The organism is Bdellovibrio sp., assembly GCF_047637665.1.
Taxonomy (GTDB): Bacteria; Bdellovibrionota; Bdellovibrionia; order Bdellovibrionales; family Bdellovibrionaceae; genus Bdellovibrio.
On sequence record NZ_JBLJBT010000034.1, the window covers coordinates 28,316 to 54,212 of the forward strand.

The following is a 25,897-nucleotide window of genomic DNA, read 5'->3' on the forward strand; positions in this document are numbered from 1 at the left end:
GGCTTCGCCCCGTTTTTTAAAAATCTATAAGATTTCTCAATACTTACAATTTGATTGGAGAATCGTAACTTAAGACCAAGATCCTGTCAAAGAAGACAGAAGTATGGGCTTACTTTTGGTAGCAACAAGGCGTCATCATTTGACGCTCCGTTGCCACTAAAAGCAGCCCCCCTAGAGCCACTGTCCGTCCTTCATGCGATAGACTTTGGGGAAACGAGCCGCAAAGGTGAGGTCATGCGTGACAATCACGAGAGCGAGTTTCATGTCTTCCTTCAGACGGAAAAAGAGTTCCTGAATCTTGCCACTGGTTTGTGAATCCAGGTTTCCCGTGGGCTCATCAGCAAAGAGGATCTTGGGATGGCGCACTAGAGCACGAGCAATCGCCACTCGCTGCAATTCCCCGCCCGAAAGCTGATTGGGGTAATGCTGATGTCGTTCTGCAAGCCCCATAAACTCTAAAAGGTGCAACGCTTTTTCCCGAGCCAGTTTTACCGGTTCGCCCCCCACACGACAGGGGATCATGACGTTCTCAAGAGCGGTGAATTCACTTAAAAGATGGTGAAACTGAAAAACAAAACCCATCTCCGAGTTTCTAAAGCGCGACAACTCTTCATCACCCATCGCCAAAAGGTCGCGCCCATTGCAATAGAGTTCGCCCCGATTTGGACGATCCAACGTTCCCATGATTTGCAACAAAGTGCTTTTTCCAGCTCCCGACGCCCCTAGGATCGCCAACGCCTCGCCCTCTTGAATTTCAAGACTGACTCCGCGCAGGATTTCCAGCTCTCCCGTTCCCTGTGTATAGGATTTATGAATATCAACGGCCTTCAGAAATACATTGCTATCACTCATTGCGAAGTCCTTCTACCGGATTGAGCTTTCCACCCCGGCGCGCGGGGGCCAAAGTCGCCACAAAACAAATCAACAAAGTCGCCGCACAAATCATCAAAGAGTCCACCCAGCGAATATTCAGTTCAATCGAATCCAACCGATAGACTTCTCCAGCCACCAAACCCAAGCGCGACTGAGCAAACGCAAACAAACCACAAAGAATAAATCCCAAAAGAAATCCAAAAAAGATTCCAATGGCCCCCAAGAAAACTCCCTGAAAAGCGAAAATTTTAATAATATCATTTCGCCCCAAGCCCACAGTTTTTAAAATAGCGATATCTTTATAACGTCTCACCACATTAACAAATAATGTCGCCGAAATATTAAAAGCCGCCACCAAAGTGATGATCAACACCACAAAGAAAATTCCCGGGCGTTCTACGCGAACTGCCTCAAAAAGATTTTCATTGGACTCTCGCCAATCGCGCACCCAGTAAGGCGCTCCCAAAACCTGACTTAAATTAAAGGCGGCCTGCCGCGCATAGTTCACATCTTGAAAGCGCAACAGCAATCCTGAATATCGATCCCCAATATCGGCAAGACGTTGTGCGGCCCCAAGATCCGTCAAAATAAAACGTTCATTCCAATCATACTTCCCTAAATCCAAAATGCCTTGAATTTGGAACTCTCCCACGCGACGGGTGAATTTGGCCGGATCCACTGTATCTGCCACCGGCACCACGACCCGAAAGTGATCCCCCACCTTCAGATTCATCTTCGTCGCCAACCCCTTGCCGATCAAGGCCAACGGAGTTTCACTTGCCTGCGACAAATCCGATGAACCACTGACAATACGTTTGCTGAAGTTCAATACTTTATTAACGCGCTCTGTATCTACACCCTGAAGCAAGGTTCCCGAGATCTTCCCTTCGTGAGCCATCACCGCTTCGATAAATACAAAACGACTGGCATCCACCAAAGTAGGTTCGGCCTTACTAATACGCTCTTCAAGTTCTTTCCAATCATCGGGAAAACGTGAACGTTTCACAACTTGTGCATGGCCCGAAACATCAGCCATGGCATTCTTCAATGTCGACTCAAACCCACTCATGACCGCCATAGAGGCCACCAAAGCCGCCACCCCCAGAATCAACCCCAATAATGACAAAGGGGCCGAGCCTCCGAAAAGAGTCTTTCGGGACATCAATAGTCTCCAGGCAATCCAGGCGAGGGATTTATTCACGAAGGTTTTTCCTCCATCGTGATCTGAGATTTGAGATAAGCCATGATGAAACCATCCAAGTCCCCATCCATCACATCATCCACCTGATTGGTCTCAAAATCAGTGCGATGATCTTTCACCATTTGATACGGATGCATCACATAAGATCGAATCTGAGATCCCCACTCATTGGCTTTTTTCTGCGAATTCATGGCGTCTTTTTCGGCATTTCGTTTTTCGACTTCCATTTCATAAAGACGAGCCTTCAACATCTTCAAAGCTTTTTCACGGTTTTGAATCTGCGAGCGCTCCATCTGACAGGAAACCACAACCCCGGTGGGAATATGGTACATACGAACGGCGGAGTCTGTTCTATTGACGTGCTGCCCCCCGGCACCACTCGCACGGAAAGTCTCTACACGAAGATCATCCGGGCGCACTTCAATATTGATATCATCGTCCACTTCGGCCCAAGCAAAAACAGAGGCGAAAGAGGTATGGCGGCGGGCATTCGAATCAAACGGAGAAATTCGCACCAAACGATGCACGCCAGATTCTGCCTTCAGATAACCATAGGCGTAAGGGCCTTCAATAAGGAGCGTGCAAGATTTAATTCCCGCACCTTCCCCTTCGGTCATCTCTACGATCTGCACCTTATAACCATGTTTATCCGCATAGCGCGTGTACATTCGAAGTAGCATTTGCGCCCAGTCACAAGACTCAGTCCCACCAGCGCCGGAGTTGATGGAAAGATAGGCACTGTTGGCGTCCAGCTCTCCACTAAGGACTCTTTTGAGTTCCAATTCTTGGCCGTATTTTTCAAGAGCCGTGACTTCGCCTTTGACCTCGACAAAGCTGCCCTCATCCTGAGCTTCCATCGCCATCTCAAGAAGAACTTCCGCATCACTTAAGCGGTTGGCAAAAGAGTCAAACTCCCCGACTGCTCTTTCAAGCAATGTTTTTTCTTTATTGAGTTTTTGCATTTCTGCAGGCTTTTCCCAAAGCGCGGGATTCTCGGCCTGGATCGCAAGTTCGTCCAAGCGCTTCTTTTTTCGATCTAGGTCAAAGATACCCCCGAAGTTCCTTTGAGAAACTTTCGAGAGCGGCAATTCTGCTTTTAATTTCAGATGATTCGGTAACGATAGACATGGCCCCAGTGTATCCGCGAAAGGGGGGCTGTCAAGAAAAACGCCTCCGAGAACAGGGAGGGGGAAAGCTCTCGGAGGCGACAGTGAGATCGCACACGCAAATCCCTAATACAATCTCGGTGCCACAGGACTTTCTTTCGACCGCTTGCGAAATAAACGATTCTGACCCCACAACCTCCGCCCCCGTTGAGGCCATCGACCAATGTTTATTCAATTTTAGGCGCGCAAATAGTCCCTCAAACGATTTTCTATCGCCGAAGTCGACTCACAACAAATATAAGAGATTTTGAAGGGCTTTTATCCAGAAACTTTTTTCAAAAGCTTCTCGAAAAGAGCATCTTGAAGGGCGAACATTTCCCGAGCGTCTTTCTCGTTCGTCTCGTGGTCATACCCCAATAAATGAAGGGTCCCATGAAGAACCATATACCCCAGCTCCACCTGATAGCTCAACTTATGCTCTTGAGCCTGTCGCTTTAGAACTTCGGGACACAACACCAGCTCTCCAAAAGAGGACGGATCCATAGAGTCAAAACTTAAAACATCCGTGGCATAATCCTTTCCACGAAACTCCTTATTGATCTTTTGTGCAGGTTTTTTATCAAGAAAGACCAGCGTGAATTCTTTTTGATGTCGCGAAGCCTTTATAAGACGACGCTTTTGAAGTTCTTTAACTAAATTCTCAATCCAACCTTGAAGGAACTTTCTTGGCACTGCGTGTTTGGATTCGTTCACGATCAGTATCTGCATAGACTATCCTTGCGGTTGTGCGCCACCGACATCACCCAAACCGCCTCCGGCACTTCTCGGGTAATCGATACGCTGATGGTAGATCCCCAAAAGAATACGCACAAATGCCGCTTCCACTTTAGAGATGTCCTTCAGGGTCAAGTTACACTCGTCCAATTGCCCGTCTGAGAATTTGCGTTGAATGATGTTTCTGACGATGTTCTGAAGTCGCGTCGGAGTCGGTTCATCCAAAGAGCGAGCCGCAGCCTCAATACTGTCCGCCAGCATGCAAAGAGCAGATTCACGGAACTGGGGTTTCGGACCAGGATAGCGGAAGTCCTGATCACTGATTTCAGGATCATCTTCCTTCTTTAAATCCAACGCCTTGTTATAGAAATAAGAAATCAGCGTCGTCCCATGATGCTGAATAATACCATCGATAATAGGTTTCCCCAGCTTATAGGCCGTCCCCATCTCCACTCCGTCTTTCACATGAGCCACCAGAAGTGTTTTACTCATGAACGGAGAAATATGATCGTGCGGATTATGACCTAACTTTTGATTCTCAATAAAGTAGTTCGCGTGCTCCATCTTGCCAATGTCGTGATAGTAACACATCACTTTACCCAGCAAAGGATTGGCACCGATCTCTTCTGCAGCGGCCTCCACCATGGAGCCCACCATCATCGAATGATGATACGTGCCTGGCGCCTTGACGATCATCTCTTTCAATAAGGGGTGATTGAGGTTGCTGAGCTCTAAAAGCTTCACATCCGTGGTGTAATTAAAAATGGACTCCAAAAGAGGAATGAACATCATCGCAAACAAAGCACTGAAGATACCGCCAATAAACCCGGCTGGGATCGACAAAAGAATCTCTTTGCCGCCCCCTTCCTGGTCGAACTTAGTCATGGTCATAATAAAGGCGATCATCAAAGCATTGACGATGCCCGTTCGGACCCCCGCATAGTACACGTCGTTACGGGTTTTACAGTTGTATACTCCCCGCGCCGCCGCAATACCACCGACAAGGCTCACGAACATAAAACTCAAGTTGTAGTCGACCATGATCCCCAAACACACAGACAAAAAGGCCGTAAAGAGCCAAACCACTTCCCCGTAGGTGATCAAAAGACCCACCAACATCGGGCCCGCCGCCACCGGCGCTGCCAAAAGGAAAATAGAAGGAGGTAAAAGATGACCCAACTTAGATACAAACGCGGCATCAGTAATAAAAAGATAGATCTTGGTCACGAAGATCACCCCGAAGGCGATCAACATCATCACCGAGACGTCTTTAAAATCAATCTTCACCTTGTTAATCGTGAAACGCTTCAAGTAAGAGAAGAAAACTAAAATTGCAATCGACAGCATAAAAGCCATCGACAACGCCATGATGTCTTTTCTTTTATCCGCGCGAATATTTTCAATCTGCTTAATAACCGCCATTTGGAAAGGCTGGATCACCGTTCCTTGGGAAATGATGGTCTGACCTTTTTTGATCGTGATGGTCACAGGAATAACCGCCTCACGAGCCGCCTGACGACGAGACGCCGTTTCTTGTTTATTCAAAGTCAAATTCGGAATAATCAATGAACGAGCAAAATAAAGCAGATTCGCTTGGTCACTTTCAGAAAACTTATTGAGATCCCTCTTTAAATCGAATTCAAAGTTCTCAGGTGCCTGAAGATCAAGAATTTCCCCGCGCGTGATCGTAAACTCTTTACCCAGGTTGTTTCTATGAACCACCCGCCCCAACACGCTGGTCTGGTTGACAGGAATAAAACGATCCGGCGCCTCGGCGATTTTTTTATCGTACCAGCTTTCCAGATTGCGAATGATCACGGCCTCGATGCGAGGGCTGAACTTCAGATCAATCAGCCATTCAAACATGAAATCAGAAACCGTGACTCCCAATTCCTTTTCGAATTGCTTCTTGTATTGAAAAAACTCTTTCACCTTCGCACGGCGAGCTGCCAAATTCGTGGGCCACACAGTCTCGCGATAGTATCCCCGCATGGTTCTAAAAGAGTGAATCAGATTAACTGAGACCCTCTCAAAAACTCCGGTGTCGTAATCGTAGACGATGGGAACGGAGTACTCCCCTTTGAAACGCTTTTCTTCGGTTGTCACCTCGTCGGTCATTTCAAAGCCGATGGGGGACACGACGTCAAACTTCGCGACATCACCAACGTTAAAATTATAAGGAATATCGAATTGGTAGAAGATCGTATAGGAGAGCAGCACGCAATAGAGGAAAATCAGCGCCGCACGACGAATAAAAAACTTTTCTTCCATGATCTGGACGGCACGCCCGAAAAAAGTCTTTTCCAAACCAATGGAGTCCACCCAGTCCAAAAACTTAAGACTGTGATCTTCATAGTTGACTCGAGTCGCAGGACTCTCGCCTTTTTTAGTTTGCTTGCCTCGCTGCATATCCAGTTTTATACCGTACCCTGTTTTGTAATAATTGTCGAAATCACTCTGTAATTGTGATAGCAATGAGGAGATTCCATCGGAAAGTCGAGGCTCCTTATGTCACAGATTCCTTCTAATTTACGTCAAATTGAGTCCTTAGTCGAGATCATAGCGCGCCTTCGCGGCCCCCAGGGATGCCCTTGGGATAAGGAGCAAACTCACGAATCCTTGACTCAATACGCAATTGAGGAAACTCACGAACTCGTGGAAGCTTTGGAAGAACCGGCTGGCCCCCACAAAGACCAAAAGATCAAAGAAGAACTTGGCGATGTTCTCTTTCAAGTGATCCTCCACTCTCGATTGGCGGAAGAACGCGGAGCCTTCACTATTGAGGATGTGATTGCCTCTATTTCCGAAAAACTCATTCGTCGTCACCCCCATGTTTTCGCGGGTGTGGAGGTCGCGGATTCCGCGGAAGTTATTCGCAACTGGGAGCAAATCAAAAAACAGGAAAAGTCCGCACAAGGCGCCCCCTCCCCTTATGCTCTGAATGTCCCCCCACTCCCCGCCCTGCAAAGAGCCTACAAAATCGGCAAGCGCACTGAGAAAATGAACTTTGACTGGGAAGACGCCGAAGGTGTCATGGTTAAAGTAGAGGAAGAATTTGCAGAACTACGCGAAGCCTTGGAAGAGGGCTCGGATGCAGAGGTCGAACACGAACTGGGAGACGTGCTTTTTTCTTTAGCGCAATTAGGAAGACATCTCGAGATGGAACCAGAACAAGTTCTTCGCCGCGCGAATCAACGTTTTGAGGGACGCTTTAGTAAGATGATTGAAATCGCTCAAAGTGAAGGTCGAAATTGGGGCGAATTAAGTCTGGATGAAAAAGAGGGCTTTTGGCAAAAAGCCAAGGCAGCACTGAAGGGAAAAGCTTCGATCAGTTGATACAATCTCAACTGATCGAAGACACTCTCTAACTACAAACAGTAGTTATTGTCCTGGAAATATCTCCAGCACATATTGTTGCCGGACTGACAGTCACTGCTGTTGTTCGACCAGTAAACCCCACGACGAGAGCACACCTTGCGTCCACCATCTTTCACCGTGGCGACAAACTGTCCGCTTGAAGTTGTTTTACCATCCAGCGAGATTTTATAGGCAACAACGTTTTTACCCGGATTCAACAACGGTCTTTGCAAAAGAGTCGCAATCCACAAATTAATAGTCTTTGTGCTTTGACCCTTTTCAGAATCATAGCCAACAGACTTTGTTCTTTGTGATCCATCTTCATGAGTGGCTGTCAAAGAGACATTATCGCCTTTAACACCTTGAGGACCCACAAAGTAATCGTACTCCCCGGTCAAAAGAATCTCTTCCTGACATCGGAAGGCACCAAAAGTGGGGCCACCAGGCATCCCAGAATCCTGACAATGAACGGTAATTTCCCCTTGAGAAAGAACAGCGGTAATATTGTTTCCGTTTTTAAAACCAACTTCTGCTTTCGCAACAAAAGTCGCCAATAACACAGTAACAAACATTGATAGTCTCATAGCCTCTCCTTGCAGATTTTTACTGTTGCACTCTTGCGACCACGGATCAACTTTACAAGCGTCTCAATTCGCCGAGTCAAACTGTCGTATAAAAGTTCGCCGCTTCAAAAGAACTTCCCAAAAGTACGCAGACTTAGCCCCACAGAGCCAGGAGAATCCTCTGGAAACTGTCGACGAGTTCAACAGAAGAATATTTTTTTAAAAGTGATTGATTTTATAACTGCTAATATTTTCAACAACTTAGACTGTCTCACAATGAGACCCCTCAACGAATAAAAAACAAAATCAGGCAGTTATGGCCGATTTCAGTTTTTCACCTCTTTGAACGAAACTGAATCCATTACGAAGCATGGTGGGGCTCAGGAGGGCAAACCGTATGTTAAATCAAGTTGCACGCAAAGCAGTCATGATGGCTTCCGCTGTGGCAATGTTCGCCGGATGCAACAAGAGCACAGATTCATTCTCGCTCTTGAAAGATGGCTCTGATTATAAGCAGCAAGCTGTCTTCGTCCCTAAGAAGATTGACGTTCTCTGGGTGGTTGACAACTCCGGTTCTATGGAGACCTCTCAAAACAGTCTCGCTTCGAACTTTCAATCGTTCATTTATCGTTTTAACCAGCAAAACTATGATTTTCACATGGCCGTGACAACCACAGAAGCTTGGGAAAAACAGTTTAACTCTTCAAGCACTAAAGCCCGCATCAAGGATGGTGCGGTTTTACAAAAGACTCCAACCAAAATTGAAACTCATTCCGGCGTGTTTGTGATGGACAAAGACACTCCGAACATGAGCAGCGTTTTCTCGACAAATATCAAGCAAGGAACGCTGGGTAACGGTGACGAACGGGCCTTTGAAAGCCTCAAACAGACTTTGTTAGAGCCTTGGAATGTGGCTTTCCGTCGTGACGACGCCTTTTTGGCCGTCATCATTGTCAGCGATGAAGAAGACTTCTCTGGTTCCTCTTTGACGGCATTTGAAGACGCTTCAAAAAATTATACCGTACAAAGCTACGTTGACTTTCTGAACACATATACCAATGCGGCCGTGAATGGTAAAAACTATTCCGTGAACACCATCTATGTTCCCGATAACGCCTGCAAAACCCAACTTTCAACGGATGGTTTTGCGCGCAAAATTTCAACTCGCTTGCCTCAACTTGCGGATCTTACTGGCGGCGTAAAAGCCTCCCTCTGTTCCAACTTCGGAGAGTCTTTGTCGCTTATTTCTGATTCCATCGTACAGCTTTCCAGTGTGTTTAAACTGGCGCGTGCAGCCCAAGTCGACACCATCAAAGTTACGGTCGATGGAGTCTCCGTTCCGCAAGATGCTACCAACGGCTGGACTTATGATGCCACAGACTTGACCATCACCTTCCACGGAAGTGCGGTGCCCGGAGCTAACGCCAATATCCAAATCGACTATTATCCAACGTCGGTGAAATTATAAAAGGAATTGTATGGGTGGGGTACAAACAGCGACAACAAATGATCAGTGGTACATTCTTCGTGGGGAAATGAAATACGGTCCCTACGATTACAAATCCTTGATCACTATGATTCAAAACAGTGAGCTCTACGACTACAACTACGTATGGGCTTCACATCTTGAAAATTGGACATTGCTTGGGGATCTTCAAGAGTTCTCAAAAGACCGCCTGTGCCGTTTGATCGAAACCAAAGATCATCTTGCTGGCGCCTTTAAAGAGCGTCAATTTCCCCGCGTGAATCTTGAGGTGCCGATTTATGCCCACAATGATCACAGCTTTTTTGACGGTCACACAATCAGCGTCAGTGAAAATGGCGCGTTGGTTCTGTTAAACGACCCCTTGCTGCTTCCCGGACAAAAGATTCTTCTTCATTTTAGATCTTCTGAGGAAAATCCTCAGACTTTCAACGTTCTTTGTGAAGTCGTTCGTAAGAACTATTCAAAGCAAAGACTCAATGTAAAATCAGGTTTGCATTACGCAGTTCGTTTCCTCCAAGTGCAAGACCAAGGCAAAGCGCAATTAACAAAATGGACACGCGGTGGCGTTTCCAAGGAGGAAACAAATGGCATTCTTAAAGTTCATGAATGATTCCGGCTTTGTCGGCTGGTGTATTCTATTGGTGGGAATTGGTTCTTTAGTTCTTGTCGCAGAACGCGCTCGCGCTCTTTACAAGGACTATGGAATGAATGTCGAAGAATTCATGGGTAAAATCCAAAACTTGATCTTGGCTAAAAAAGTCGATGAAGCTCTTTTGATGTGCGCGCAGCTCGAGAAGAAACCATTGGCCGCCGCGTTCAAAACGATCTTGGAAAAAGCAGATCGCGATGATGACACGATCTTTCAAGCGCATGACATCGCCTTGAGCGAAAATATTCCTCTTTACACCAAGCGTTTGCACTACCTTTCCATGTTGGCCAACGTGGCAACACTTCTTGGTCTTTTGGGTACGATCCACGGTCTGATCCTTTCGTTCCAAGCGGTGGCAACAGCGGACCCTGCTCAAAAGCAAGCTTTGCTGGCACACGGTATTTCAGTTTCGATGTATACGACAGCATTAGGTCTTGCGGTGGCAATTCCTGCGATGGTGTTCTTCTCTTTCTTGACGGCTCGCCAAAACCAATTGATCGAGCAAACATCAGAGAAGTGCTCAAAACTGACCGAACTTTTAACTAGTGCGCACATCCCGAACCTGACTCGCCAAAACGTGTTCCCGGATCACGTCGTGCCTCCAACTGTGACTCCTCCGTCACCTGGATCCAAGGCTTCATAAAGAAGCCTTTTTCCCGGCGCGGTGGACCTTATCAAGGATGGGATGATTTATGAGACGCATTCGTAAGATTAAAGTAGATCACAACAGTGAATTTGAATTGGACTTGGCACCCCTTCTTGCCGTGATGGTGAAGTTGGTGCCCGTTCTGCTGGTTTCTTCCGCCTTCGTGCAAATGATGGTGATTGAAACGGAATTGCCTCAGGTCGTAAATGAGGCCATTCAGCGCCAAGATCAACAACAAACTCCAACCAATGTGGCTCTGGAGGTGGATGGTAAAGAGGGCATTCGCATCATTATCACCGAGAAGGGACAAGAGAAGGTTGAAACAATTCCCATGCGCGACGGGGCCTTCGACTATCCGGGTCTTCACCAAAAGTTGATTGCTGTAAAAAAAGCTCATCCTGAAGTTTTCAAGATTGAACTCAATCCTGATGGCAAAGTCCCCTACAACGAGATCGTTAAGATCATGGATGAGGCCCGCCAAGCCCATGACACCAACGTGAAGTTCCCCGTGTTCGACACCAAACAAGGTAAGAACGTGGAGACCAACTACATGTTTCCAGAAATCATCTTCGCCAACATGATGGAGGGCTAAAAGATGTCACGCCGTCAAAGATACGAACCAAATATTAAAAAGAACTCAACATTCACCCTGAATATCACCTCCATGACAGACATGTTTACCATTATGTTGGTGTTCTTGTTGCAAACTTACTCGACGTCCGACGTGCAGATTATTCCTGACAATAACTTACGTCTTCCTACGTCCGCCTCTATGGCGAACCCCACAGAAGCGGTTAAAATCTCTTTGTCCTCGGAAGCACTGAAAATTGACCAGACGAAGATCGCTGATGTGAAGAATGCTGACTTTTTGCCTCAGGATCTGGAAGACAAAGATACAAACTTTATTAAACCTCTTTTTGAAGAATTAGATAAACTTGCGAAGTCTTCTTCCGATAAGGCTCATATCAAGGAAGGCCGTATTCTTCTCCAGGCAGATAAGGAACTCCCTTACGCCACCCTTCGCAAGGTCATGTATACGGCATCAATGGCAGGCTTTCCTCAATTAAAACTTGTGACCATGGTCGGAGAATAAGTTTATGTTGCGTACAGTGATTCTACTTCTAGCATTTCATCTGTTTTCAATCTACTGCTTCGCCGCAGAGAGAAACTCGAAAGGTCTTTTGCCGGAAGTTCGCTTGAATAACGGCAGTGAAGTCGAAAACGACAAGAAGGCCTTTAGCAGTGAGATCATGATCACACGATCTGAAAATAAAGCTATTGAATCACTTCAAGCTATTATCAAAAAACAAAAAGGCTCCAAAGACGAGGCGGATCTTTGGTATCGTCTTGCAGAACTCTATATGCGTCGCTCAAAATCAGGTCGTTTTTTTGATCTTCACAAAGACACCCCCCTGATGAAGCTCTCTCCGTTCCCCGTCCCTAATGAAAAGGGGGCCGATGCCATCAAACGCGCCAGCAAAATCTACACTAAAATTGAAATCGACTTTCCCTCTTTCAAACAGATGGATGCCGTTTTATTTAACAATGCCTTCGCCAATCAACAGATCTCAAACTACAAACAGTCTGAGGCTCTTTATCAAAAACTTCTGACCAGATTCCCCAAATCTCCGCTGATTGCGGACGGAACTTTGGCGATCGGGGAACTTCTGTATGATCAAGGAAAATTTAGAGATGCTCTTGAGCACTTTCTACGTGTAGAAAAGTTCCCACAAAGTCGCGTTTATTCGTACGGCATGTATAAGGCGGCTTGGTCTTATTACAATCTCCGCGACAGTGAAAATGGAATTAGAAAACTCGTGGAAGTGGTCAAAACCAACCCGGCCCTTCAAGAAGGCGAAATTCCCACCAACCGCCACAATCTCCGTCGCGAAGCTCTTCGCGATTTAACTATTTTTATTGGTGACTCCTACCCTGCTGACAAACTTTATTCCTTCTTTGAAGACATCACCAGTGAAGAAGAACTGGGTCAGTCCATGATCGACCTGGCCAAACTCTACGAATCTCACAGTCGTCAAAAAGAAATGAACACCTTTCTGGGTGAGTATATTGATAAACGTTCAACCGGACCTGATGTTGTTCGCGCTCACTTATTTTTAGTGGAAGCCAACGAAACTCTTAAAAAAAGAGACAAAGTCATTGATCATCTGCAGTACGCCAGCGACCTTTGTCGCAAGGACTCCTCCTGGAGACATCTGCAGAAAGCCGATGTCATCCAGGTTTCTTGCGATGAATCCTTCCGCCATACAAGTTTGGATATGGCAAAAAAATGGTGGGAGATTTGGCTTAAGAACAAACAAAACGTAGCGTTTTCTGACCTTACGCAAAAATTATTTAAGCTGATTCTAGACAATGAAGATCCGATGAAACCGGATCTGAAGACTCGTTTCGCTTATGCAGAACTTTTATTCCAGCTTGAAAAGTATGACGAAGCCAGCGCTCAGTACAAAATGGTCGGTGACAAGTCCACAGAAGAGCCCCTTCGTCATGATTCAAATTATGCCGCTCTCTATTCAAAAGAAAAGAGCATCGAAAAGAAAAAGGACTCTCTCAAAGAGGCCGAACGTAAGGATTTGGCGACGAATTATCTGGTCAAACACCCTACTGGAAAATTTGCGACCTTGGTGAAGTTCAAAGTCGGCCATATCGCCTACGAAGAAAGCAACTATGTTGAAGCGGAAAAGTGGTTGAAGCCTTTGGCTCAACTCAAAGGGGCCGACAATGCGGATATCAAAAAGAAGTCCGAAGACCTTATCTTAGATATTCTCAACATTCGTAAGGACTACGTTGGAATCAAAGACTTCTCAAAGCAGGTTCTGACGTCCACAACGGATGAGACCCGCAAAAAGAACATGAATAAAATCTTGGAGGAAGCTCACTTTACAGAGATCCAAGAATTCGCTAAAACAGGAGATAAAAGCCAGGCTTCTCAGAAGTTAATGGCTTTCGCCAAAGAACACGAAAGCTCAAAGCTCTCTCAAGATGCTTTATGGCAGGCTCTCAGTCTTCTCTATGCCGAAGGTAAAGTCTTTGATGCTGCGGAACTATCCGTGAAATTCGTAAGTAAGTACCCTGACGACAAGCGCAATCTTGATGCCTTGAAAGAGGCCGCAAAAGCTTACGCCGATGTTGGTCAGATCTCAAAGTCCGCAGAGACTCTCACTAAAATTGCCGAGCTTGATAAAAAGAATCGCAACACCCATTTGGAGCTGGCTGCGGACATCTATCTTCTAGAAAAGAAGATCAAAGAATCTCGGACGGCATACCTGGGAATTCTTAGCGCGGCAGATAATAAAACTCTTGAGCGCATCTATGGAAAACTTTTGGATTCCTATAAAGACGAAGCGAAATCCGCAGAGTTTGAAAAGTTGCAGAATCAGATCTTTGCCAAGGGCATCGAACCGTACACAACTCAGATCATGATTGACCGCGCAAGAGCCCTTCTCAACGCCGGTAAATCTTCAGCGGCTTTTGATCTTGCCATGAAGGCCAATGGTCGCGACGTAGCTGCGGAAGTCCGCGCGGAGGCGCGTTTGATTCAGGCTCGTATCCTTGAAAATGAGCTGGCTCAACAAAGTGTGAAAGCCCGTGAAGACAAGTTTGCCCTGGTGCTTTCTCTTAAAACAGAAAAGCTGGATAAAGCGCACACTGCATATTTCTCTACTTTGAAAATGAGTAAAGATCCATATCAGCAGTTAGAGGCCATGCGTGGCATTGATCGTTGTTATGGAAACTTCATTGAGAGCTTGCAAACAATGCCTCTGCCTGCCTCGCTAAGCCCTCAGGATCAAACGGCTCTTCGCGCAGAGATCGCTAAATTGACAGCGCCAATCCAGGATAAGAAGAACGAGAACGAGGCAAAACTTAAAGTTCTTGCTGCCTCCAAGGGACAATCCGCCGGCAATGAACGCGTCTATGCCAACATTCGCGTCGACCAAAGCATTCCTCCTTTTGTTCAATACCCAGGCGCCGACAAGATGACTGCCTTCCTACCCGCTTCCGCCGATATGAGTATCGGCAAGGTGTCTCGCTTTGATACTCGGGCCGCAAAAGCCTGCAATAAGAGCGCAATCCTAACGGGCCAACTGAACAATCTCAATCATTTTGAAATTGCGGGAAATTGTTATTCTTCTAGACAGTTTGAAATGGTGGAACGACTTGGTTTAGAGCTTGCGAAAACTAAAGAAACGCGGGCTCTGGGCTTGTTTTTCGTAAGCCTTGGCGCCGAAGGCAAGGGTTACAACGACAAGGCTTTGTGGATGATTGAAGCCGCTTTAAAAGCGCAACCCGAAGTGTCTCCTTATGTGTACCAGAAAGCTCGCCTTCTGTATAAGGAAGATGGATTGAATAGCGCAATGCCTTTTTTCGAAAAAGTTTTGGACATGCAAATGCCCTCGACAGAAATGCAAACTTTCGCAGGCGTGAAGGCTTTCTCAGAGGGAGATTTTACCAGAGCAATCGAAAAATTTTCTTCTCTGTCTAAAGAACAGTTGTATACTTTGAATGTGGGAACTCTGATGAGTGAGTCTTATGCTCAGAAGGGCGAAATCGAAAAAGCATTGAGTGTCGTAAAAGATTTACTTAATGTTAAGAAAGAAAATGCCGATTTCCTCTTACAGCAAGCACACATCTTTGAAACCTACAAACAGAGTCCGACGCTAGCGTTGGATTCTTATGAAAGAGCTTTTAAAGCCAGTCAGCAATTGGATATGCGTGATTGGTTAGGTAAGAAAATACAGTATTTGAAAACTCAAAACAAAGTCGGTCAGCACGTTATCTCGGGAGACTTGTAGTATGGAGGGTACAAGTGAAAACTTTCATCAAGGCGATGATCGCTTTCATTCTCTTGGGAACATCGACTGGCTTTGCCAAACAAAGAACAGTCCGTAAAGTCCAGGAAGTCAATTTCGGTGAGATGAACCTCAAGGGGACGATTCGCAACCCTGACGGTGCCTATCTTGTGCAAAAAAGAGGTATTAAGTTTATGCCTCTTTACGATGTACAAAAAGATATGGATGGCCGTATTCGTGAATCCGCTCTCTATTTGAATAACTAAGAAGTTAGAGGTGTTACATGCTCACGCTGATTGTACGTCAGTCTCTAAAAAATGGGACTGTCAAAACCTGGAAAATTCGTTCCAATAGCACGACACACACCTTCGGCTCATCCCGATTGGCCGATGTGATTTCTATTGCTCCCGCGACCAAAGGAATTCAAGGTCTCTTTGAATTTCGCAATGGTCAGTGGTGGTATGTTGACATGGATATGATGAGCGGAGCTCAAGGCTCTGCGTCGCCGGCTCTTTCCTTAGATCAAGAAAAGACCCTGGAACTTGAAGACTGTGTTCTTAAATTCACTCCCGTGACAAAAGAAACAGATCTTTACCTACGCCTTGATCGCGTAGGTAAAGAACAACGTCAATCAGGAAAACAGTTTCAACTTTTTATTGTCCGACAAGGTGGCAATGTCGTTGAAACCAAAGTTCTGCCTTTAAATAAGAAATTCAAGCCCGCCTTGGCTCTGACTCCCGTAACAATCCCCTGCGTGCCTAGCGACGAGTGGCAAAAACAAACCGTGGGAGCTCTGGAGATCAGTCAAAGAACGGTCTCTTTAGAAGATGCCGCAAAGTGGGCCCATATCTCTGCCGATCAGCTTGTGGATGAAGAGTCTAAAAGAGGACTTTTTATCGTTCTCGGTGCGGCTTTTCTTTTAGTCACCATTGGTATTTTCGCTCCGAAGAATCAAACCATCGAAACCGTCGCGGCACCTCCTAAAGTTGCACAAAAAATTATTGTAAAAACAGAACTTAAACCCAAACGCAAAAAAGCGGCCGCTCCCCAACAACAAGTTGTGGTGAAAGAAACTCCTGCGGCTGCGGGTGCGCCCAAGGCTGAAATGCCCACCAATAGTGGTGGTGGCAGCAAGGTTTCAAAAATGATGCAATCCCTGACTGGCGGTCGCATCTCTCAGTTGATCGGTAAAGTCTCTGCACAAGCGGCGAAAAGCGGAAACGTGGTTTTCGCCAATGGCGTGAAAGCCGGTAGCGGTCCTTCAGGTCGCGCTCTGGCCGCCGTGGGTGGGATCGAACGTTCCGGACGAGACTGGGGACGCGAAGGAAATGGAACCGGCGTGGTCATTTCAACTGCGGGCCGTGGTGGGGGCGGTAGTGCCTCTGGTATGGGAGGTCTTGCTGCTGGCGGCACCGGAAGTGCTGGCGTCGGTCTCATCGAAGAAGAAGGTGAAATCACGGGCGGCTTGGATCGTGAGATCATCGCTCAATATATCAAATCTAAATTAGGTCAAATCCTCTATTGCTACGAAAGACAGCTCAGCGCCAATCCCGATTTGTTCGGTAAAGTCGCTGTGCGCTTTACGATTGGGCCTTCCGGCTCAGTGGAACAACAGCTGATTGGGGATACAACGCTTAAGAACGCAACCGTTGAGGGATGTATTTTGAATAGGGTTGCCGCATGGAAGTTTCCTTCTCCACAAGGAGGGACTCGCGTGCTTGTGACATATCCATTCTTATTCAAGAGTACAAACTAGGACGGGGGTAACGCATGTTGAAGAAAACAATATTAATGATCATCTTGGCGGCATCGCAAGCTATGGCACAACAAAGCGGCGGCGACAAGCTGGACATAAAAAAACTGGAACAGAAATATTGGGCAGCCAAAGACGACGACTTTAGCGTCGTACAAAACCGTCACTACACCAAGGCGGAGAGATACTATTTGACCTTGTCTGGAGGTGTGCCTATCAATGACCCCTTCGGAACAGGCTCCATCACGTCCCTGCAATTGGGATACTTCTTCAATGAACGCTGGGGCGTGGACTTTAGCTACACCAAAGCCGATATGAAGAACAATGACAACACCAAGCAGTTCATTGACGAAAATGGCGTTGCTCCCAACTATAACTTCTTTGATAGCTCAAAAATGGTGTCGGTGACTTACGTGCCCCTTTACGCAAAGATGAGCTTTTTGGATAAATCCATTATCTATTTTGATATGGGAATCTCACTGGGGCTTGGCACCACGGACTACATCATCAAAAAAGAAGATGGGGATGAGTCCAAAAATGCCATGAGTTATCAAATTGGCATTAACCAGCAGATCTTTTTCTCTGAGCACTTTGCCGTACGCATGGACTTTATCAACAAGTTCACAAACGAAGACCGTTTTAAGTACAGCACCATTGCTCCGAATCGTGATCTCGGACCCAAAACAACAAATGATACTCAATTGTTGTTAGGTCTTACTTATTGGCATTAATTTTCTCCAAGGCGGGGGATATATGTTTAAGCCGTTTAAATTAGCAATCGTGGTTCCCCTTCTCTGCAGTTCTGCCTGGGCGGCGGACTCTGCACTGAAGGTAAAAAAATCTGGTCGTCCAGCCGCTTCTAACTTGAAAGTGAAATCAAGTATGGTTCCGGCTTATGACGTTTACCAAAAGAAAGTTGTCAAAGGTAAAGTTGAGGTCGTCAAAGTGACAAACATCCCTCTTCTAGATCTTGGCGAAGAACGCAAGGTCGAGGCGTCTGTCCTCACTCCCCTGCGTTTGCCCGCAGCTCGGGAAGTCGCACTCAAAGGGCTTCGCCGCCATGACTCCCCTGCATTTGTTCACTCTTCTGTGGCTCCTTATAACGCCACAGTGGAACATGCAAAATCGCTGACAAGCTCAGAGGCATTTCAGAAAATTCCTGATGTGAAAATGTTGAATCCCATCAAAGATCCCGTCACCAAAGACCCTTTGGTGCAGCTTGCACAATTGGACGATATGCAGCCCAACGACTACAAACTTTTACAAGCCTTGATCTTCTTAGAGATTCAAAAGAACTACGAATTAGCAATGGGACTTTTTGCGGAGCTGATGGACGATCCTAAACATCGTACCGAGGTTCTATATCAATATGCCATGACGGCAAGAGGACTTGAGTTGAACTCGGAGTTCCGACAATACATGCTGCAAGTGGCGCAGGAAACAAAAAATAAAGAATGGCAGCAAAGAGCCACAGAAGCTCTGGTCAAAAACATTGATGCTTTGGAAGTCTCTGACATTGCGATGATTGACCCTTTGGTTATCAAACATGATTTGGATGTGACGAAGAACGATGATTACCAACTGGCTCGCGCCAAATACTATTCAGAAAAAGGACAACTGGGATTGATGGAAGACGCTTTGATGTTCATCACGGAAAAGTCTCCCCGCTATCCTGATGCCTTGTTGTTAAGCGCCCTCTTTAACTACCGTCAAGGCAAGGTCGACGAAGCGCTTCTGCAACTAGAAAACCTTATGAAGGTGACCTCCGGTGATAAAACTTCACAGATTCGCAATGTCGGAGCAATGACCTTAGCCCGCATGCAGTTCCAAAAGAGCGACTATAAAGCCGCCTTCCAATCTTATTTGAAGATCGACAAATCCAATCCTCTGTGGTTGCAAGCCATGGTCGAAAGCGCATGGACTCAGATCTTAGGTGAAGACTATGAGGGCGCCGCAGGAAACATGTTCTCTTTGCATACGGATTTCTTTAAAAACGCTTTTTCTCCTGAGTCCTATGTCGTAAGAACCGTAGGTTACTTGAACCTTTGCCAATACGGTGACGGGGTGCAGGTTCTGACTGAGATGAATAAAAAATACGCTCCGTGGAAGAAGAAACTTGAGGACTATCAGAAAACCAACAAAGCCTCTACGAACTATTATGATACGGTTAAAAACTGGGTGCGAAATTCAGACTTAAAAGAAGTAGACGGACTTCCCCGCTCATTCATCGTTGAACTGGCCCGTCATCCCTCTTTTATGAATTTGCAAAAACAGATCAACAAATACGAAGATGAGATCAATCGCTTCAATACGATCTCGTTAACGCTGGTTAAAAAAGAGCGCGAGTTGATTGCCAAACAGAATGATGCCACCAAACAACTGGACGATGCAAAAAAAGGAGCTCGGGCTGATAGCGTGCAAAATGCTGAAAAGAAGCTGATGAGCTACCGCATCCAGTATCACATTGCCAAAAAAGCTCGCGTTTCTATTAAGAATTTGCGCACGATCGGTTTAGCTCGCATTGAAAAGGAAAAAACCACCCTTCGCACTCAAGCCTCCAAGGCCCTACAGTCGCGCTTCAATGAAATGCTTGCTGGCTTGGATAAAGTTCTCGATCAAAACGAAGTCCTTAAGTACGAACTGTACTCAGGGGCTGGTGAGCACATCCGCTATCAAATGGCCGGAGGTGAGGTGAACGACAAGGAACGTCCCGAGTTGAAAGTTCAAGATGAGAAAAGCTTGAACTGGAAATTTAAAGGTGAAATTTGGGAAGACGAAGTAGGTCACTACCGTTCTTCTCTAAAAAATGTCTGCCCACAAGATTCGAATGTGGCAGGTTTGTCTGGACAATAAAGGAAGGATTTCAAGATGAAACTAGCAAAAGCAATGACGACTTTGACAATCGGTGTTTTGATGAGCTTGCAAACAACGGCTTGGGCGCAGAGCTCTGCCAAAGAAGGTTTGGAGCGTATCAAAACAAATCTTACGAATTCAAAAACAAACTTGCAGGAATATGAAACAAACCTGAAGACAGTGGAAGGCAATATTACGGAAGTAGGTAAAGCCAAGTCGCAGGTTGAAGGACAGCAAAAACAAGTTCTTCAACAGGTTGAGGAAAACAACCAGGCGATGACCCGCATCGGTAATCAGGAAAAAGAACTGCAAAAGCTGATGACGGACGAAAAAAATAAGATCACTCAAGAGAATCAGAAGATTCAGGAATACGAAGCGCTGATCGCCAAAATTAAAGAAAATCAAAAGAAGCGCGAGATGAATATCAACGACTACCAACTGCAGTTGACCCAGCTTCAAGAAGAAAAGAAGATCTGGAATTCTCGCGCCGCGAATCTGAAAGAACAAAAAGACCAGGTTGGCCAGAAGATCCGTTCTTTAGCCAGTGAGGAAAACGAGTGGAAGGCTAAACAAAAAGGCTACCAGGGCGAAGTCAAACGCTGGACAAAAGAGGTTGAGCGCCAGCAAAAAATCAGCGACAGCTACAACTCATTGGCTGAAGTGAAATAATAATCCCAGACTAAAAATATCAATGTTTATTTAGAAGCCCCCTCCACCGAGGGGGCTTTCTTTTTTAGATCCAATAAAGAATCGCGTTTGGAGAACTAGACTCAGTTCCACTCCTAAGGGATCCGAAGAATATCACGCAACACTTTATGAAATAATAAACAAAATACTTTGGAGTACTGGAAAATGGAACGCACTAAAATGACAGGTTGGTTTAAAGGCATCAAAGGCAATTTACTGATGGCCGCCTTCATCCCGATGATAGGATTTGCCATCATCTTTTTCGTCGCAATGAGTGGCCTAGATAAAACCAACACCTACCTTGAGGACGCTCACTCTCTTTTGATCCCCAACATTCAGTCGATTGGAGAAATGCGCCAATCACGTAACAAGTTCGGCTATCATACATGGGCGGCGATTGAGAACATTAATGATTCCGCAGAACGCACCAAAAGAATCAAAAGCGCTCGTGAAGGAATAGAAGAGTTTTCTAGCAACTATACAAAGTATGCCAACGCAAGATTTGCCGAGGGCGAAGCCGTCATTCACGACAAAGTCAAAGCTCAGATTCCCGAATTCATTAAGGTGATGGAGAAAATCGCTCAGTTGGTCGAAACCGGCGAGCCCCAAAAGGTGGCTGAAGCCAAGGAACTCCTGAATGGGTCTTTCTCCACTCTTAACACCGTCGTTCGCGACTTCAACCTTGAAGCCGATAAACTTTACTCCCAAATCTCCGAACAAGAAACCGAAGAAGCGACCAAAAATCGTTCTTACGTTTTCAATATGTTGATTCTGGTCACTCTTCTTTCAGGCCTTTCGATTTTCGGAGTTCTGATGTGGATCGGCGTTCGCCTTTCCAAATCTGTCGGATCCATCGCAGACCGCCTCACTGTCGCCGGAGCCAATGTCGCCTCATCTGTTGAACAGCTCAATGAAGCTGGAAACAGTCTTTCTCAATCCTCCACAGAAGCCGCAGCCTCCCTGGAAGAAACAGTGGCTGCTCTTGAAGAAATGACCTCTATGGTTCAGATGAATTCAGATAACGCCAAACAAGCGGCCGCGCTTTCTGCCTCTTCCCGCGACTCAGCCGAACAAGGGGAAAAAGAGATTCACAATCTAATCACATCCATGACCAAGATTTCTCAGTCTTCTAAAAAGATTGAAGAGATCATCCATGTTATTGACGACATCGCCTTCCAAACCAATCTTTTGGCGCTGAATGCCTCGGTTGAAGCGGCTCGCGCTGGGGAGCAAGGAAAAGGATTTGCCGTTGTTGCCGAGGCCGTCAGATCTTTGGCGCAGCGAAGTGCCGCTTCTGCCAAAGACATCTCCTCTCTTATTAAAGAATCCGTTTCACAAATTGAAGAAGGCAGCGAAACCGCCGATAAGAGTGGCGCCGTTCTTACGAACATTGTGAACTCTATCAAAAAAGTTTCCGACCTCAACAATGAAATTGCCGCCGCCAGCGCCGAACAAACGACAGGTATTCAGCAAATCGGCAAAGCGATGAACCAGTTGGATCAAGCGTCCCAGTCCAACGCAGCTTCCGCTGAGGAAATCGCTGCCACCAGTGGAGAGATCAACAATCTGGCCATCACTGCCCAGAATTTGACTGCCGAACTAAATCGAGTTGTCATCGGAAGCGATGATAAAGTTCCAAAATTTAAGAATTCAGAGCCCTCTTCTACAGCGAAAAAACAAAAAGCTTCTTTCGCGTCCCCCAAGAAGAGCAATGTCATCCCTCTGAAAGCCAAAGCTTCTGAACAAAAGAAGAAACCTGATTCCCACGACGTCATCCCCTTTGATGACGACGAAAGATCTAAGGTCGGAACGACGGACGGATTTTAGAAAACTCTTCGCACTTTAAAAGTGCAGCAAGACCAAAGTAAACGATCGTAGCAAAAACGATCGTCATCAAGAGGGCTAGCATCTGCAGCCCTCTTCCTATAAACTCCAAAAGGAACCCGTAAGACATCAAGACTGCAACAAGGCCACCGCCTGCGACCAAAAATTTCGCGCCAGAGAAAAAAATTTTTCTAAACTCAAATCCCACGCCCCATCGCGCCAACCCCAGCATCAGCATCGAAGCATTGACGAAAGCGGAAAACAAACCCGACAGCAAAAGCCCCTGAAGACCCCACTGACGCATGAACATCGGAGCCATCAAAACATGCAACAACAGACAAAAAAGAGCGAGCACCATAGGCATCGCCGTGTTCTTCATGGCATAATATAAAGGCATCAAAACACGACTGCATGAAATCATCACCAAGCTGATAGCGTAGATTTTGAGAATAGAGGCCGTCGCCACAAGATCTGCCTGCCCAAAATGTCCACGCAAGAAAAGAGTCTCGACAATGGGCTCCGCTAAGAAAAACAATCCCAAAGCTGCGGGCCAAGCCAAGAAAAGATTCATCAGAAAACTCTCTTGGGCTGTCTCGCGAAACTTTTCAAACAAACCTTGCGAAGCCAGATGGCTGAGGGTTGGCAAAAGAGCCGCTCCTAAACTCACGGAAATCAAAGAAAGAGGAAGCTCCAACAGTCGATCCGCCCAGTAAATATAAGAAATGGAACCTTCCGAAAGGCTGCTGGCAAAATACAGATTCACCAAAGTAGAAAACTGCATAAGCCCCATCCCGACCAACCCAGGTCCCATGCCGCGAAGGACTGTTTTCAAATCCCCGCTCCAAAACAGAAGCTGGAAGCGCGGAAAATAATCGCGGCCTTTTAAGGCGATCGCCAAAAGAACAGCTTGTAAAAGACCACCAACCAAAACCCCCCACGCCAACCCGTCTCCTTTTTGGGGAAACCACTCCTGCGGCATAAAGGTAAAGACCAACATCGAGATATTTAATAGCGCCGGGGCCGCCGCAGGAAGACCGAAGCTCCCCAAGGCATTTAAAATCCCCATATAGAAGGCATAACCACTTACAAAAAACACGAAACCAAACATGATACGACCCAGGCGCAAAGTGAGTTCCCACTTTGCGGGGTTCGCCGTAAAGGCATCAGAGAGAAGTAGATGAAAAAGGGGCTCAATATAGATAATCCCCAGAAGAGTCCCAATCCCCAGGGCGATCAGCAAAAATGAGTAGAGTGAGTTCATGAGATTCCGCGCTCGGACCCCCGAGGAGTCCCCGGCATGAGCCTCCATAAAAACCGGAATAAAACTCACAGACAATGAGCCTTCGCCTAAAAGACGACGAAAAAAATTAGGAAGACGGAAGGCCGCAGTCCAAGCATCGGTCACCCCCCGATCAAAAAGAGCCCCCAGCGCCATATCCCTTAAAAGCCCCAAGATGCGGCTTGTTAGGGTCCCTGACGCCATAAAAAAGGCTCTTTTAAGGACCTTTTTGCGATCTTCTTTTAATCCCCTTGCTTCTTGAGACACCCTATGTTAATCCCTTTGGTTCGTTTTAAAAAGATTACTGTGGAGGTTATCCCTTGGCAAATCATAAGTCTGCAGCAAAAAGAGCTCGTCAGTCTATCCGTAAAACTGCTGTTAACAATGCTCGTAAAAGCACTGTAAAAACAGTTGAAAAGAACTTGGTAAAAGCAATCCAAGCAAAAGATATCAAAGCTCTTCCTGAGTTGATGAAGAAGTTCACTTCTCAAGTAATGAAAGCTGCTAAAACTGGCGTTATTAAGAAAGAAACGGCTTCTCGCAAAATCAGCCGCCTTTCATCTCGCGCAGCTGCTGCTAAATAATTGTTAGGTCGAAGTTAGTTTGCTGTCGGCGCGGAGTTATTTCGGGCCGACACGAATGAACGAATCTGTCGTTTGATAGAGAATTCGATTTCAGCAAAGCTCAAGCCATGGGTGACTCTAACGTCACCCTCTTTTTTTTGCGTGGAACGAACAACACCACGTAAAAAGACAAAGTTGCCTCCAGGCACCTGGAAACTCACAACCAGTTCGTGACCTTCCGTCAAAACATAGTCGGAGGCAATTGACATGCCCCCTTCTCCAATTTCTCCAGAATCGCACACAAAATAAGTTCCATCACAAAGAATACCTACTTTGCGCTTCATCACTCGTCGTGGATACTGACGACGAAAATAGCCTTTATCTTCAAATGATTTATCCATTAGGGATCTTATCGGCATCCCCGGAAGAAAACTCAATTAATGAGCTAAAGACGCACTGGAGCCGCAGGTCTTAAGCACCATGTTCTCAAGCCATATATGACTGGACAATGGTGAGGACTTCAATGCTTTGTCTGTTTCAGAAAGAACCACCAAAGTTTGCTCTAGCTTTTTCGCAGTCCAAAGTCGAGCCTGATCCAGATAGTTCTCAAGGAAGTACGGAGGAATCTGCGCATAGTGAGCCAGCTTCGCACCATGAAGACCCTCATCCATCCCCCGCTTTAAAGTCAGAAGAATGCGCACATGACGAGCCACCAAAGACACAATTCCAATCTCGCTTTGCCCTTGATCCAACAAGTGAACAAGGTGCTCTAAGGCCTTCACACGGTCGTTTTCACCAATCGCCTTAGTGAAATCAAACACGTTTTCCTCTTTAGAGCGAGAAACAACCTGTGCCACGTCCGTCATTTCAATACGACGTTGACCACCGACGAAATCCCCAAGTTTTTTTAGTTCTGCTTCGATCTCAGTCAGGTGATGCCCCACCAACTTATGCAACAAATGGATGGCATCGTTACTAATCGTCAGCCCTAAGCTTTGCGCGATATAGTTAATCCATGAAGGAATTTGATTCTCATAAGGTTTTTTAAATTCAACGCAATCGGCTTTATCTAGAAGCTGGCGGATTTGCTTTTTTCTTTTATCCACGCGTGACGCTAAAATCACAAAAACCGTGCTGTCGACAGGGCTTTCAATCAAAGAATCAAACTCAGCCCACTCTTTGTCAGTCAATTCTTGGGCTTCTTTTAAAATCACCAAACGACGGGCCGCCATCATCGGCAATGTTTCAACCGCATCACGAACAACCACCACATCGGCATCGCTGGCATAAAACAAACTATAATTAAAATCCACTGCCCCTTCTGTTAGGACAGAGTATTTAAAACGATCGACACTTTGATTGAGGAGATAGGGTTCTTCACCAAAAAGGAAATACAAAGGCGCAAGTTGACCTTTCTCAAGGTCTTTATAAAATTTCTGCGCGTCAATGAGTGCCATCTTGCTGCTTAAGTCCTA

23 protein-coding genes are annotated in these 25,897 nt (G+C 46.1%); 14 read left to right on the plus strand and 9 right to left on the minus strand.

Translation table 11 applies throughout. The features are described from left to right. Positions 1 to 171: 171 nt before the first annotated feature. The 5 genes from ACM64D_RS11710 to ACM64D_RS11730 form a co-directional block, all read right to left on the minus strand. A complete protein-coding gene (locus tag ACM64D_RS11710) occupies positions 172 to 852 on the minus strand; it encodes an ABC transporter ATP-binding protein (RefSeq protein ID WP_415063407.1) in 681 nt (226 codons plus the stop codon). Then, the gene (locus ACM64D_RS11715; RefSeq protein ID WP_415063408.1) at positions 845 to 2,074 is read right to left on the minus strand and encodes an FtsX-like permease family protein; all 1,230 of its coding nucleotides are present in this window, start codon (positions 2,072 to 2,074) and stop codon (positions 845 to 847) included. The genes ACM64D_RS11710 and ACM64D_RS11715 overlap by 8 nt, the downstream gene beginning before the upstream one ends. Next, positions 2,071 to 3,180 (minus strand): peptide chain release factor 2, encoded by a 1,110-nt coding sequence (prfB, locus tag ACM64D_RS11720; RefSeq protein WP_415063445.1) that lies wholly within the window; start codon positions 3,178 to 3,180, stop codon positions 2,071 to 2,073. Before prfB ends, ACM64D_RS11715 begins: the two co-directional genes overlap by 4 nt. A 318-nt stretch (positions 3,181 to 3,498) precedes the next feature. Then, entirely contained in the window at positions 3,499 to 3,948 is a 450-nt protein-coding gene (gene ybeY / locus ACM64D_RS11725) for an rRNA maturation RNase YbeY (protein ID WP_415063409.1), read from the minus strand. A 3-nt stretch (positions 3,949 to 3,951) separates the two neighbouring features. Beyond that, the gene (locus ACM64D_RS11730; RefSeq protein WP_415063410.1) at positions 3,952 to 6,363 is read right to left on the minus strand and encodes an HD family phosphohydrolase; all 2,412 of its coding nucleotides are present in this window, start codon (positions 6,361 to 6,363) and stop codon (positions 3,952 to 3,954) included. A gap of 99 nt (positions 6,364 to 6,462) precedes the next feature. On the opposite strand from ACM64D_RS11730, the gene mazG reads away from it, so the two are divergent. Continuing rightward, positions 6,463 to 7,290 (plus strand): nucleoside triphosphate pyrophosphohydrolase, encoded by an 828-nt coding sequence (gene mazG, locus ACM64D_RS11735; protein ID WP_415063411.1) that lies wholly within the window; start codon positions 6,463 to 6,465, stop codon positions 7,288 to 7,290. A 32-nt stretch (positions 7,291 to 7,322) separates the two neighbouring features. Here the strand turns inward: mazG and ACM64D_RS11740 are convergent, their stop codons facing one another. Beyond that, positions 7,323 to 7,895: a hypothetical protein gene (locus ACM64D_RS11740; RefSeq protein WP_415063412.1), complete on the minus strand. Its 573-nt coding sequence runs from the start codon at positions 7,893 to 7,895 to the stop codon at positions 7,323 to 7,325. 376 nt (positions 7,896 to 8,271) lie between these two features. Between ACM64D_RS11740 and ACM64D_RS11745 the strand changes: the two genes are divergently transcribed. The 12 genes from ACM64D_RS11745 to ACM64D_RS11800 all read left to right on the plus strand — a co-directional run bounded on the left by ACM64D_RS11745 (position 8,272) and on the right by ACM64D_RS11800 (position 22,583). Continuing rightward, positions 8,272 to 9,342, plus strand: a complete 1,071-nt coding sequence (locus ACM64D_RS11745) for a hypothetical protein (RefSeq protein WP_415063413.1) — start codon at positions 8,272 to 8,274, stop codon at positions 9,340 to 9,342. Between the two features lie 10 nt (positions 9,343 to 9,352). After that, positions 9,353 to 9,970, plus strand: coding sequence for a PilZ domain-containing protein (locus ACM64D_RS11750; protein ID WP_415063414.1), 618 nt, complete (start codon positions 9,353 to 9,355; stop codon positions 9,968 to 9,970). Beyond that, the gene (locus ACM64D_RS11755) at positions 9,945 to 10,652 is read left to right on the plus strand and encodes a MotA/TolQ/ExbB proton channel family protein (RefSeq protein WP_415063415.1); all 708 of its coding nucleotides are present in this window, start codon (positions 9,945 to 9,947) and stop codon (positions 10,650 to 10,652) included. The genes ACM64D_RS11750 and ACM64D_RS11755 overlap by 26 nt, the downstream gene beginning before the upstream one ends. A gap of 49 nt (positions 10,653 to 10,701) precedes the next feature. Further along, positions 10,702 to 11,247: an ExbD/TolR family protein gene (locus ACM64D_RS11760; protein ID WP_415063416.1), complete on the plus strand. Its 546-nt coding sequence runs from the start codon at positions 10,702 to 10,704 to the stop codon at positions 11,245 to 11,247. A gap of 3 nt (positions 11,248 to 11,250) precedes the next feature. After that, a complete protein-coding gene (locus tag ACM64D_RS11765) occupies positions 11,251 to 11,748 on the plus strand; it encodes an ExbD/TolR family protein (protein ID WP_415063417.1) in 498 nt (165 codons plus the stop codon). Between the two features lie 4 nt (positions 11,749 to 11,752). Then, positions 11,753 to 15,466, plus strand: a complete 3,714-nt coding sequence (locus tag ACM64D_RS11770) for a tetratricopeptide repeat protein (RefSeq protein WP_415063418.1) — start codon at positions 11,753 to 11,755, stop codon at positions 15,464 to 15,466. Between the two features lie 14 nt (positions 15,467 to 15,480). After that, positions 15,481 to 15,729, plus strand: a complete 249-nt coding sequence (locus ACM64D_RS11775; RefSeq protein WP_415063419.1) for a hypothetical protein — start codon at positions 15,481 to 15,483, stop codon at positions 15,727 to 15,729. Between the two features lie 17 nt (positions 15,730 to 15,746). Continuing rightward, positions 15,747 to 17,219 (plus strand): AgmX/PglI C-terminal domain-containing protein, encoded by a 1,473-nt coding sequence (locus ACM64D_RS11780; RefSeq protein ID WP_415063420.1) that lies wholly within the window; start codon positions 15,747 to 15,749, stop codon positions 17,217 to 17,219. 14 nt (positions 17,220 to 17,233) lie between these two features. After that, on the plus strand, positions 17,234 to 17,947 hold the full coding sequence (locus ACM64D_RS11785; RefSeq protein WP_415063421.1) for an outer membrane beta-barrel domain-containing protein: 714 nt from the start codon (positions 17,234 to 17,236) through the stop codon (positions 17,945 to 17,947). Between the two features lie 22 nt (positions 17,948 to 17,969). After that, positions 17,970 to 20,069, plus strand: a complete 2,100-nt coding sequence (locus tag ACM64D_RS11790; protein WP_415063422.1) for a tetratricopeptide repeat protein — start codon at positions 17,970 to 17,972, stop codon at positions 20,067 to 20,069. A gap of 15 nt (positions 20,070 to 20,084) precedes the next feature. Continuing rightward, positions 20,085 to 20,738, plus strand: a complete 654-nt coding sequence (locus tag ACM64D_RS11795; protein WP_415063423.1) for a hypothetical protein — start codon at positions 20,085 to 20,087, stop codon at positions 20,736 to 20,738. 183 nt (positions 20,739 to 20,921) lie between these two features. Beyond that, positions 20,922 to 22,583 (plus strand): methyl-accepting chemotaxis protein, encoded by a 1,662-nt coding sequence (locus tag ACM64D_RS11800; RefSeq protein ID WP_415063424.1) that lies wholly within the window; start codon positions 20,922 to 20,924, stop codon positions 22,581 to 22,583. On the opposite strand, the gene murJ is transcribed toward ACM64D_RS11800, so the two are convergent. After that, a complete protein-coding gene (murJ, locus tag ACM64D_RS11805; RefSeq protein WP_415063425.1) occupies positions 22,555 to 24,063 on the minus strand; it encodes a murein biosynthesis integral membrane protein MurJ in 1,509 nt (502 codons plus the stop codon). The two genes, ACM64D_RS11800 and murJ, sit on opposite strands and share 29 nt — an antisense overlap. Before the next feature lie 116 nt (positions 24,064 to 24,179). Here murJ and rpsT point away from each other — a divergent pair, with 116 nt between their 5' ends. Beyond that, the gene (gene rpsT / locus ACM64D_RS11810) at positions 24,180 to 24,443 is read left to right on the plus strand and encodes a 30S ribosomal protein S20 (protein ID WP_415063426.1); all 264 of its coding nucleotides are present in this window, start codon (positions 24,180 to 24,182) and stop codon (positions 24,441 to 24,443) included. Between the two features lie 14 nt (positions 24,444 to 24,457). Here the strand turns inward: rpsT and ACM64D_RS11815 are convergent, their stop codons facing one another. Then, positions 24,458 to 24,823, minus strand: a complete 366-nt coding sequence (locus ACM64D_RS11815; protein WP_415063427.1) for a PilZ domain-containing protein — start codon at positions 24,821 to 24,823, stop codon at positions 24,458 to 24,460. 36 nt (positions 24,824 to 24,859) lie between these two features. Further along, positions 24,860 to 25,879 (minus strand): DNA polymerase III subunit delta, encoded by a 1,020-nt coding sequence (gene holA / locus ACM64D_RS11820; protein ID WP_415063428.1) that lies wholly within the window; start codon positions 25,877 to 25,879, stop codon positions 24,860 to 24,862. Between the last annotated feature and the right edge of the window lie 18 nt (positions 25,880 to 25,897).

Excerpts from the sequence above, each read along its gene's own strand:
- ACM64D_RS11710 (WP_415063407.1), bottom strand. The coding sequence starts at position 852 with ATGAGTGATAGCAATGTATTTCTGAAGGCCGTTGATATTCATAAATCC.
- ybeY (WP_415063409.1), bottom strand. The coding sequence starts at position 3,948 with ATGCAGATACTGATCGTGAACGAATCCAAACACGCAGTGCCAAGAAAG.
- ACM64D_RS11730 (WP_415063410.1), bottom strand. The coding sequence starts at position 6,363 with ATGCAGCGAGGCAAGCAAACTAAAAAAGGCGAGAGTCCTGCGACTCGA.
- mazG (WP_415063411.1), top strand. The coding sequence starts at position 6,463 with ATGTCACAGATTCCTTCTAATTTACGTCAAATTGAGTCCTTAGTCGAG.
- ACM64D_RS11740 (WP_415063412.1), bottom strand. The coding sequence starts at position 7,895 with ATGAGACTATCAATGTTTGTTACTGTGTTATTGGCGACTTTTGTTGCG.
- ACM64D_RS11745 (WP_415063413.1), top strand. The coding sequence starts at position 8,272 with ATGTTAAATCAAGTTGCACGCAAAGCAGTCATGATGGCTTCCGCTGTG.
- ACM64D_RS11750 (WP_415063414.1), top strand. The coding sequence starts at position 9,353 with ATGGGTGGGGTACAAACAGCGACAACAAATGATCAGTGGTACATTCTT.
- ACM64D_RS11755 (WP_415063415.1), top strand. The coding sequence starts at position 9,945 with ATGGCATTCTTAAAGTTCATGAATGATTCCGGCTTTGTCGGCTGGTGT.
- ACM64D_RS11760 (WP_415063416.1), top strand. The coding sequence starts at position 10,702 with ATGAGACGCATTCGTAAGATTAAAGTAGATCACAACAGTGAATTTGAA.
- ACM64D_RS11765 (WP_415063417.1), top strand. The coding sequence starts at position 11,251 with ATGTCACGCCGTCAAAGATACGAACCAAATATTAAAAAGAACTCAACA.
- ACM64D_RS11770 (WP_415063418.1), top strand. The coding sequence starts at position 11,753 with ATGTTGCGTACAGTGATTCTACTTCTAGCATTTCATCTGTTTTCAATC.
- ACM64D_RS11780 (WP_415063420.1), top strand. The coding sequence starts at position 15,747 with ATGCTCACGCTGATTGTACGTCAGTCTCTAAAAAATGGGACTGTCAAA.
- ACM64D_RS11785 (WP_415063421.1), top strand. The coding sequence starts at position 17,234 with ATGTTGAAGAAAACAATATTAATGATCATCTTGGCGGCATCGCAAGCT.
- ACM64D_RS11790 (WP_415063422.1), top strand. The coding sequence starts at position 17,970 with ATGTTTAAGCCGTTTAAATTAGCAATCGTGGTTCCCCTTCTCTGCAGT.
- ACM64D_RS11795 (WP_415063423.1), top strand. The coding sequence starts at position 20,085 with ATGAAACTAGCAAAAGCAATGACGACTTTGACAATCGGTGTTTTGATG.
- ACM64D_RS11800 (WP_415063424.1), top strand. The coding sequence starts at position 20,922 with ATGGAACGCACTAAAATGACAGGTTGGTTTAAAGGCATCAAAGGCAAT.
- murJ (WP_415063425.1), bottom strand. The coding sequence starts at position 24,063 with ATGGCGTCAGGGACCCTAACAAGCCGCATCTTGGGGCTTTTAAGGGAT.
- ACM64D_RS11815 (WP_415063427.1), bottom strand. The coding sequence starts at position 24,823 with ATGGATAAATCATTTGAAGATAAAGGCTATTTTCGTCGTCAGTATCCA.
- holA (WP_415063428.1), bottom strand. The coding sequence starts at position 25,879 with ATGGCACTCATTGACGCGCAGAAATTTTATAAAGACCTTGAGAAAGGT.